At 75.2% G+C, this 8,722-nt stretch carries 11 protein-coding genes and 1 riboswitch; of the genes, 5 read left to right on the forward strand and 6 right to left on the reverse strand.

Features of this window, described 5'->3' with window-relative positions; all coding sequences use genetic code 11:
• From GTR02_RS16945 to GTR02_RS16955, 3 genes are all read left to right on the forward strand, one after another.
• Nucleotides 1-736 (forward strand): ATP-binding protein (locus GTR02_RS16945; protein ID WP_240895911.1); only part of this gene is annotated, 736 nt, incomplete at its 5' end.
• Between the two features lie 128 nt (nt 737-864).
• Nucleotides 865-1,689: a formate/nitrite transporter family protein gene (locus tag GTR02_RS16950; protein ID WP_166608670.1), complete on the forward strand. Its 825-nt coding sequence runs from the start codon at nt 865-867 to the stop codon at nt 1,687-1,689.
• Nucleotides 1,690-1,786: 97 nt separating this feature from the next.
• Nucleotides 1,787-2,371: a hypothetical protein gene (locus tag GTR02_RS16955; RefSeq protein WP_166608671.1), complete on the forward strand. Its 585-nt coding sequence runs from the start codon at nt 1,787-1,789 to the stop codon at nt 2,369-2,371.
• Between the two features lie 37 nt (nt 2,372-2,408).
• Here GTR02_RS16955 and GTR02_RS16960 read toward each other — a convergent pair whose 3' ends face one another.
• A complete protein-coding gene (locus tag GTR02_RS16960; protein WP_166608672.1) occupies nt 2,409-3,188 on the reverse strand; it encodes a glucose 1-dehydrogenase in 780 nt (259 codons plus the stop codon).
• Complete coding sequence (locus GTR02_RS16965) at nt 3,185-4,120, reverse strand: NmrA family NAD(P)-binding protein (protein ID WP_166608673.1); 936 nt, start codon at nt 4,118-4,120, stop codon at nt 3,185-3,187. The genes GTR02_RS16960 and GTR02_RS16965 overlap by 4 nt, the downstream gene beginning before the upstream one ends.
• Before the next feature lie 100 nt (nt 4,121-4,220).
• Between GTR02_RS16965 and GTR02_RS16970 the strand changes: the two genes are divergently transcribed.
• A complete protein-coding gene (locus tag GTR02_RS16970) occupies nt 4,221-4,877 on the forward strand; it encodes a TetR/AcrR family transcriptional regulator C-terminal ligand-binding domain-containing protein (protein ID WP_166608674.1) in 657 nt (218 codons plus the stop codon).
• Nucleotides 4,878-4,929: 52 nt separating this feature from the next.
• Here GTR02_RS16970 and GTR02_RS16975 read toward each other — a convergent pair whose 3' ends face one another.
• From GTR02_RS16975 to GTR02_RS16990, 4 genes are all read right to left on the reverse strand, one after another.
• Nucleotides 4,930-5,733 (reverse strand): SDR family NAD(P)-dependent oxidoreductase, encoded by an 804-nt coding sequence (locus tag GTR02_RS16975; protein ID WP_166608675.1) that lies wholly within the window; start codon nt 5,731-5,733, stop codon nt 4,930-4,932.
• 64 nt (nt 5,734-5,797) lie between these two features.
• Entirely contained in the window at nt 5,798-6,364 is a 567-nt protein-coding gene (gene idi, locus GTR02_RS16980; RefSeq protein WP_166608676.1) for an isopentenyl-diphosphate Delta-isomerase, read from the reverse strand.
• Between the two features lie 85 nt (nt 6,365-6,449).
• Complete coding sequence (gene sfnG / locus GTR02_RS16985) at nt 6,450-7,601, reverse strand: dimethylsulfone monooxygenase SfnG (protein ID WP_205709477.1); 1,152 nt, start codon at nt 7,599-7,601, stop codon at nt 6,450-6,452.
• Between the two features lie 8 nt (nt 7,602-7,609).
• Nucleotides 7,610-7,698, reverse strand: a riboswitch (SAM riboswitch).
• Between the two features lie 35 nt (nt 7,699-7,733).
• Complete coding sequence (locus GTR02_RS16990) at nt 7,734-8,018, reverse strand: DUF3017 domain-containing protein (RefSeq protein WP_205709478.1); 285 nt, start codon at nt 8,016-8,018, stop codon at nt 7,734-7,736.
• Nucleotides 8,019-8,147: 129 nt separating this feature from the next.
• Between GTR02_RS16990 and GTR02_RS16995 the strand changes: the two genes are divergently transcribed.
• On the forward strand, nt 8,148-8,722 hold a 575-nt coding region (locus GTR02_RS16995), incomplete at its 3' end, for a protease pro-enzyme activation domain-containing protein (protein WP_205709479.1).

The raw sequence follows: 8,722 nt of genomic DNA on the forward strand, positions 1-8,722 counted from the left end.
CGCGGACGCGAAGCGGGTCGCCGACGCGGCCCGGGCCGAGGCCGCGGCGGCGACGGCCGAGCTCGCGGCGCGCGACGCCGGGACGGCCGGCGCGCTGCTCGGGGCCGCCGAGGCCGTGCTGGCCCGCGCCGACGACGACCTCGCGCGGACGGACGCCGAGCTGGCCGCGCTGACCGTGCGCCTCGAGTTCGCCGGGCAGGAGGGGCGGCAGGACGCCGCCGACGCCGCGGCGACCGCGGAGCAGGCCGCCGAGCGGGAGGTGGCGGCGCTCAGCCGCCGGGCCGAGGCCGCACGGCTGCTGCGCGACGTGATGGAACGGCACCGCAACGACGCCCGCCGCCGCTACGTCGCCCCCTTCTGCCAGCGCCTGGAGTCGCTCGGGACGGTCGTCTTCGGCGACGGCTTCCGCGTGGAGCTGGACGACGACCTGCGCATCGTGAGCCGCACGCTGGCCGGGCGGACGGTGCGCTACGAGCACCTGTCGACGGGCACCCGAGAGCAGCTCGCCGTCCTCACCCGGCTGGCCTGCGCCGCGCTGGTCGACCCCGACGACGGGGTCCCCGTGGTGCTCGACGACGTCCTGGGCCACTCCGACCCCGACCGGCTGCGCCGCCTGGGCGCGGTGTTCGGGCTGGTCGCGCCCCCGGCCCAGGTCCTGCTGCTGACCCCCGGACCGGGCGCCCACGCCTCGATCCCCGGGGCCGTCGTCGTGCGCCTGGACGCCGACGCCGGCTGAGGCGGTCACCGGCGGTCGAGGGTGGTCGCCGACGGCTCGTGGGACGGGGCGGCACCCGGGCATGGCGGGCAGGGCCGCGGGTAGGAGGGGTCCGGACGACCGTCCGTCCCGCCTGCCGAGGAGAACCCGTGCGCGCCACCGTCCCCGCAGGCCCCGCGTCACCGACCGAGCCCCCGTCCGAGCCGGAGCCCGAGGTGGAGGACGCCTTCGACCGGCTGGTGGAGGAGGGCGAGGACCGGCTCAAGCGACCCGTGCTGCCGCTGGTCAGCGTGGGCCTGCTCGGCGGCATCGACGTGGGCACCGGGGTGCTGGCCTACCTCGTCGTGAAGCACGAGACGGGCGACCCGCTGCTGGCCGGCCTCGCGTTCTCCCTGGGCTTCGTCGCCCTGCTGCTGGCCCGCAGCGAGCTGTTCACGGAGAACTTCCTCGTCCCGGTCACGGCCCTCGTGGCCCGGCGCGGGACGGTCGTGGAACTGCTGCGGCTGTGGGCGGTCACCCTCGTGACCAATCTCGCCGCGGGCTGGGTGATCACCTGGCTGATCGTGCGCGCCCTGCCGGACCTGCGCCCCACGGTCCTGTCCAGCGCGCAGCACTACGCCGACCTCGGCTACGACCTGCAGTCGTTCAGCCTCGCGGTGCTCGCCGGTGCCGTCATCACGCTGATGACGCGCATGCAGCACGCCACCGAGAGCATGGGCGTGAAGCTGGTCCCGGCCGTCCTGTTCGGGGCGCTGCTCGCGGGCGGCCAGCTGTTCCACTGCGTGCTGGACTCGCTGCTGCTGTTCGCGGCGCTGCACGTGGGGGCGCCGTTCGGCTACGCGCACTGGTTCGGCCTGCTGTGCTGGTCCGCGCTCGGCAACCTCGCCGGCGGCCTCGTCCTCGTGACCGCGGTGCGACTGCTGCGCGTGCCGCACCGGGTCGCCGAGGCCCGGCAGTCGGCGCCCGAGGACTGACGCGACCCGGCCGGCGCGCCACCGCGGGCGCCGCCGTTTCGGCCCCGGGCGCGCGGGTAGTCCCGCCTCGAGCCAGCCACCGCGACCGAGGAGGACCATGAGCAGCGCAGACGACCACACCACCGCGCAGGCCGTGCACGACCTGGGGGCCGCCCTGTGGTTCGGCGGGACCGTCATGGGCGTGGCCGGGGTGAACAAGTCGGGCAACGACCTGCCGATCGCCGTGCACCGCATCCGGGTGGCGAACTCCGCGTGGAACCGGTTCGCGCCGGCGCAGTGGGCGGGGATCGGCGCCGTCCTCGTCGCGGGGTCGCAGCTGACCGCCGCCTCGAAGGGCCGCATCGCCGCGCAGCAGGACTACGGCACGGTGGGGGCCCTGAAGATCGGGGTCGTGCTGGCGGGGGCCGCGTCCACGGCCTACGCCTCGTACTGCGGGCACCGGATCGGGGCCATCGCGGAGGAGATCCAGGCGAGCGGGCAGCGTCTGGAGGTCCGCGACGTGTCGCGGCCGGCACCCACGACCCCCGACCGGCTGGCCCGGTGGCAGCGGCGGCAGCGCCGCACGCAGCTGTGCGTGCCGCTGCTCGCGGCCGCGAACATCGTCTGCAACGCCTACCTGGTGCAGTCCTACCGGGTGGGGGCCACGGCCAGGGGGGTCCTCGGGCGGGTGCTGCCCGGCTGACGCGCCCGGGGGCCCGCGCCGACCCCCGCGGCCCCTCCTACAGGTGCGGTTGCGCGACGACGCTGCCGAAACCGCCGTCGATTCCGACGGCCACCCCGGTGATGACGGAGGCGGCGTCGGAGGCCAGGAACGCGACGAGCTCGGCGACGTCGAGCGGCGTCGCGACGCGGCGCAGCGGGACCTGGTCGGTGTAGCGCTGCAGGTCCTCCGTGCCCAGGAAACCCGCGAAGGCCGGGGTCAGGACGGCCGCGGGGACGACCGCGTTCACCCGGATGCCGAACGGCCCGGCCTCGACCGCGGCCTCGCGGGTCAGCTGGATGACACCCGCCTTCGCGGTGCCGTAGTAGGCCACGACGTCGGGGACCTTGCCGGTGCCGGACAGGGACGCCGTGTTGACGATCGCCCCGCCGCCGGTGGTCCGCATGGTGCGCAGCGCCGCGCGGATGCCGCGGAACGTGGCGCCCAGGTTGAGGTCCAGACCGCGGCTCCAGGTGGCGTCGTCGACGTCGACGATCTCGCCGCGCCCCCCGGCGCCCACGTTGTTGTGCAGCACGTCGAGGCGGCCGTGACGGGCCACGGCACCCTCGACGAGGGCGTCGACGTAGGCGGGATCGGTGACGTCGCCGACGTGCACGTCGGCGCGTCCCCCGGCCGCGGTGATCTCCCGGTGCACGCGCTCGGCGGCCTCCGGCACGAGGTCGGAGACGACGACGACGGCGCCGCGCGCGGCGAGCAGCTTGGCGGTGGCCTCGCCGATGCCGGACCCGGCGCCGGTCACGACGGCGATCCGTCCCTCGAAGCCGGCGGGGGCGTTCACGCGGCCGCCCCGATCAGGTGGGCGTGCTGGTCGGCCCACTGCGCGAAGCGGGTGAGCTCGACCCCGAAGTCGGCGGTGAGGCGCTCCGGTTCGTCGGCGTGGTAGCCGACGCGGTTCAGCCACTCCTGGCTGTGCACGACGCCCGCGAGCACGCCGGCCTGCAGCGCCTCGGGAACGGTCAGCGCCCGGTGCGTGAACCGCGTCCCGGTCGCCGCGGAGAGCGTCTCGGCGACCTCGCCCATCGTGAACGACCCGGCCGCGAACTCGACGACCCGGCGGTGGAAGTCGTCGGGCCGCCGGACCGCCGCCACGGCGAAGGTCGCGATGTCCACGACGGACACCATCTGGAACCTCGTGTCGGAGCGCTGCGCGGAGTCGAGGCGGTGCTCGCCCATGCCGGGGTACATGAACGCGGCCTTGTGCGGCAGGAAGTTCTCCATGAGGAACACGGGCCGCAGCACCGTCCACCGCGGGATGCTCGTGCGACGCACCCGCGCCTCCAGGCGCAGCCGCGCGACCGCGTAGGCGTCGGACGTGTGGCCCGTCTCGAGGTCGCCGAGATCGAGGTGGTCCTCCAGTCCCGCGACGGACGTCTGGACGACCTGGCCGACGCCCGCCTCCTCCGCGGCGGCGAGGAGGACCTCACCGAGGCGTAGCTTGTCGTACTCGTCGCGCGGGTCGCCGACGGGTACGGCGAAGACGACGTCGACGCCGTCGACGACCGCCCGGACGGCCGCGGCGTCGGCCAGGTCGACGCGCCGGTACGTCGCACCGGTCGCGGTCAGCGCCCCGGCCCGCGGGTGGTCGGGGTCGAGCGCGTCGACGGCGCGCACGGGGAACCCGGCCGCGCGCAGCGCGCGCGTCGTGGCCTGGCCCTGGTCGCCCGCGGCGCCGGTCACGAGGACGCTGCGGGTGGCGGCTGCTGCGCTCATCGGGTCTCCAGGGGGTAGACGGTCCCAGACGCATCGTTCCGGAACGCTTGATTCCGGAACGGTAGCAGACGCAACTGCGCGAGGGTGAGAGCATGGCTGCGTGGATCCGGACCCGAGCAGGCGCGCCTACGCCCGACGCCTCCCCGCGGCCGAGCGCGGCCGCAAGCAGGACCTGACGCGCGACGACGCGATCGTGGCGGCCGCGCTGGACGCCCTGTCCGCCCACGGCTGGGGCGGCTTCACGATGGAGGCCGTCGCCACGCGGGCGGGGGTCGGCAAGGGGGCGCTGTACCGGCGGTGGAGCTCCAGCGCCGAGCTCGCGGCCGACGCCCTGGAGAGCGTGGGGTTCGTCCCGCGCGACATCGCCTACCGCGGGGAGAGCCTGCGCGACGACCTCGTCACGGCCCTCGTCACGACGTCGGGGTGTTCCGACCCTCACCGCCACCGCCTCGTCGCGGTGCTGCTGGAGGCCGCGCGCACCAGCCCGGACCTGGCCGCGGTGCTGCGCGAGCGCTACGTCGACCGGCTCGGTCAGGAGATCGTCGACGCCGCCGCGCGGGCCGCCGCGCGCGGGGAGGCGGCCCCGGGCGACGTCCCCGCGGGGGCCGGCGACCTGCGGGTGCAGTCCGCGGTCGCCCTGGTCCTGCACCTGTCGCTGCTGCGCGGGAGCGAGTTCCGCGCGGACGACGCGTCCGCGGTCGTCGACGAGGTCCTGCTCCCGCTGCTGCGGGCGCGGGCGGCGGCCGGCGCGGCCTGAGCCCCGCCACGGGCGACCCGGCCCTCGCGGGGGCCGGGCCCGAGTGCTGCCGTCAGTCGCCGGAGCCGGGCTCGGCGAGCTTGCCCTGACCCTTGGCGGTCAGCTTGTTCGGCAGGAGGTTGGCGACCGCACCCTGCACCTTCGTGGCGAGCGACCCCGTGACGACGTGGTCGCGCCCCTTCTGCAGCGCCGCGAACGCCTGCTTCGCGACCTTCGCGGGGTCGTCCTTCAGCGAGGTCTGCCCCATCGCGGTGTCCTGCGCCCCGGCCCGGTCGAAGAACTCCGTGTCGGTCGGGCCGGGCAGGAAGGTCGTCACCACGACGCCCGCACCCTCGACCTCCTGGCGCAGGGCCTGCGCGAAGGACTGCACGAACGCCTTGCTGGCGCCGTAGACCGCCTGGTGGGGAGCGGGCACCCGCGCGGCGAGGGAGGACGTGAACAGCATCCGGCCCTCCCCTCGCCCGACCATGTGCCGGGTGGCGTGCTTGGCGAGCCGGACGACGGCGTCGACGTTGAGCCGGACCATCTGCAGCTCGTCCTCGAGGTCGGTGTCGACGAAGGTGCCGCTGACGCCGACCCCCGCGTGCAGGGCGACGGCGTCGACCGCACGGCCCCCGGCGGTGGCGACGCGCCACAGCTCCTCGACGCCCTCCCGGGTGCTGAGGTCGGTGCGCAGGACCTCCGCGGTGACGGTCCCGGCGAGCTGGGCGGGGACGTCGTGCACGGCCTCGTCCTCGGCGGCGACGAGGACGTCGTAGCCGCCCGCGGCGAACTGCTTGGCGAGCTCCAGACCGATGCCGCTGGAGGCACCGGTCACGACGGCGAACGGGCGGGTGGTCGGGGTCTGCACGAGCATCTCCTTCAGCGGGGGTGTCCCCTGCCCATGCCCCGCCACCCGCAGGTCATGCCCGCGGGCCCGCTCAGGCGTCGAGCTGCGGCAGCTGCTCCAGGAGCCAGGGGCTGAACGGCGCGGGGTCGGTGGCCACGTCGGCGCGCAGCTGCGACATCGCCGACCAGCGCCAGTCCCCGACCTCGTCGGGGTCCGGCACCGGGTCGTCGAGCAGCCGGGCCGCGAAGACGGGGCAGACCTCGTTCTCGACGGTGCCGTCGGGCATGACGGCGCGGTACCGGAAGTCCGGCACGAGCGGGCGCACGTCGGTCACGCGCACCCCGAGCTCGTCGGCGGCGCGCCGGTGCACGGCGTCCACCGGGTCCTCCCCCGGGCCGGGGTGACCGCAGAAGCTGTTCGTCCACGCCCCCGGCCACGTCTTCTTGGCCGCCGACCGGCGGGTCAGCAGCGTCCGCCCGTCGGCGTCGAGGATCCAGCAGGAGAAGGCGAGGTGCAGGGGCGTGTCCGCGTGGTGCACCTCGGCCTTCGGGGCCGTGCCGCACGGCGTGCCGTCCTCGGCCAGGAGGACGACGAGCTCGACGTCCCCGGACGACGGGGCGGCCGTCGCGGTGGACGAGGACGGGAGCGGGGCGGTCACGGGACCTCCGGAGTGGGACGGGCGGGGAGCTGACCGTACGTCGCCGCCCCCGCCCGTGCCCAGGCGGCTCGCGGGCGGCGCCCGCTCAGACCAGGACGGGCGCGCGCCCGCCGGCGGCGGTCACGGCCTCGTCGAGCTCGGCGCCCAGACCCAGGTCCTCCCCGGCCGCGAGGCGGGCCTCGAGCTCGCGCACCCTCGGGATCACGAGCTCGCCGAAGGCCTCGACCTCCTCCTTGACGTGCAGGAAGCCGAGCAGCAGCAGGTCGACCCCGACCAGCTCGTAGGCCAGCACCCGGCGGGCGACCTCGTCGGCCGTGCCGACCAGGCCGGTGCGGAAGCCGTCGTTGTACTGCACGAGGTCGCGGAACTCGCTGTCCGCCCACATGCCCTTGCGGTTGCCGGTCGCGTTCCCGGCCTGCTGCACGGAGGCGCGGAAGCCCTCGACCTTGGTCGCGTCCGCCTTGGCGATGATCTCCTCCAGCACGCCCTCGGCCTCCTGGCGGGTGTCGCGCACGACGGCGAACCCGTTGAGGCCGAACCGCAACGTGCGGCCGGCCGCCGCCGCGTGGGCGCGGACGTCGCGGACCTGCTCCGCCGCCCCGGCGATCGACTTGCCGTTCATGAAGTACCAGTCGCTCACGCGGCCCGCCATGGCCTGCGCCGCGTCGGAGTTGCCCCCCTGGAAGATCTCGGGCTGCGTCCGCGGCTGCGGGCGGAACGTGATGTCGCGCGCCTGGAAGAAGTCACCGTGGTGGGTGAAGCCGTCCTGCGACCACACTCCGCGCAGGACGCGGATGAACTCCTCGGACTGGCGGTAGCGCTCGTCGTGCTCCAGCCACGGCACCCCCAGCGAGGTCGCCTCACCCTTGAACCACCCCGAGACCACGTTCAGCGCGAGGCGGTCGTCGCTCAGCTCCTGCGCCGTGGCGGCGAACTTGGCGAGCACCCCCGGCTGCCAGAAGAACGGGTGCACGGCCGCGATGACCTTGAGCCGCTCGGTGGCCAGGAGCAGCGCGAGGGAGAACGACGTGGACTCGTGCTGGGCGTCGGCGCCGTAGGAGGCCAGGTAGCGGACCTGCGTGAGGGCGTACTCGAACCCCACGCGCTCGGCCGCCTTCGCGACCTCGACGTTGTAGACCGGGTCGTGGCTCGTGCGCTGCTCGATCGTCGAGACGACGAGGCCGCCGGAGACGTTGGGGACCCAGTAGGCGAACTTCAGCCGGGACTGCGGGGACATGGCTTCCTCTCCCATCGGTCCTGGCGGTAGCACCGGTGGTCTCCCACGGTTGCTGCGGCGTCGACGAGCCAGGTCTCTCGGCCGCTCTGGATGGCGTGCCCCACCCTAGCCCGCTCCGCCGGGCGGGACCCCTCAGGCGTCGACGGGCAGCACCCAGGCGAGCGAGGTGCAGGCGACCGCGAGGACGAGCAGGACGAGGACGTCGACCGGTCGCGAGCGCACGGCGAGCGCGCCCGCCACGCGGACCGGGAGGACGAGCCGCAAGACGGCGGCCGCCGCGAGGTCGGCGCCGAGCACGACGCCGCCCGCCGTCGGGCCGGCGAACCACGTCAGCACCAGGGCCAGCCCCGCCCCCGCCACGAGCGCGACGAGGACCGCGTTGCCCGGCGGTCGCACGCGCTCCGGTCCGTCTGCCACGCCGGGAACGGTACCGCCCGGCGGGTCCCCGGAACCCGGTGATCGCAGACCCTGGCGCGGCGGGCCGCGAACGCCTACTGTCCGGCGCACCGAGTAGTTGCCCTGCGACATCTCTCTGGGAGTTCCCTCGTGCGTCGTCTCCACCGTGCCCTCCTCACCGGCACCGCGGCCGCTCTGGCCCTGCCCCTCCTCTCCACGGCCGCCGTCGCGGCCCCGACCCCCGGGGTGACGCTGCTCTCGGGTTCCCAGGCCGCGTTCACCGACTCGACGCCCGCGATCGCCGACACCCCGGCCGGGACCAGGCTGTCGCTGACGCTGGACCTGCGCCTGCGCGACCCCGCGGGCGCCGAGGCGCTCGCGGCCGCGGTCTCCGACCCGGCCAGCGCGCAGCACGGGAAGTTCCTGTCACCCGCGCAGTACGCCCGGCGGTTCGCGGCCACCGACGCCTCCGTCCGGTCGGTCGTCGGCTACCTGCAGTCCCAGGGCGTCGACGTGACCGCGACGTCGCCGACCAACCGCTACGTCAGCATCTCGGTCACGGCCGCCAAGGCGGAGTCCCTGTTCGGCGTCGACCTGAAGCAGTACCGCGTGGACGGCAAGGTCGTGCAGGCCAACGCCGCCGAGGTGCGCCTGCCCACCCAGCTGGCCCCGCTGGTCGGTGCGGTGCAGGGCCTCACCAGGACCCCAGTGACCAGGAACTCCCC

This window comes from Kineococcus siccus, assembly GCF_009906795.1.
GTDB classification, from domain to species: domain Bacteria; phylum Actinomycetota; class Actinomycetes; order Actinomycetales; family Kineococcaceae; genus Kineococcus; species Kineococcus siccus.

Bases quoted from the DNA above. Each gene is read 5' to 3' on its own strand.
- GTR02_RS16955 (WP_166608671.1), top strand. From the start codon at position 1,787: ATGAGCAGCGCAGACGACCACACCACCGCGCAGGCCGTGCACGACCTG.
- GTR02_RS16965 (WP_166608673.1), bottom strand. From the start codon at position 4,120: ATGAGCGCAGCAGCCGCCACCCGCAGCGTCCTCGTGACCGGCGCCGCG.
- GTR02_RS16975 (WP_166608675.1), bottom strand. From the start codon at position 5,733: ATGCTCGTGCAGACCCCGACCACCCGCCCGTTCGCCGTCGTGACCGGT.
- sfnG (WP_205709477.1), bottom strand. From the start codon at position 7,601: ATGTCCCCGCAGTCCCGGCTGAAGTTCGCCTACTGGGTCCCCAACGTC.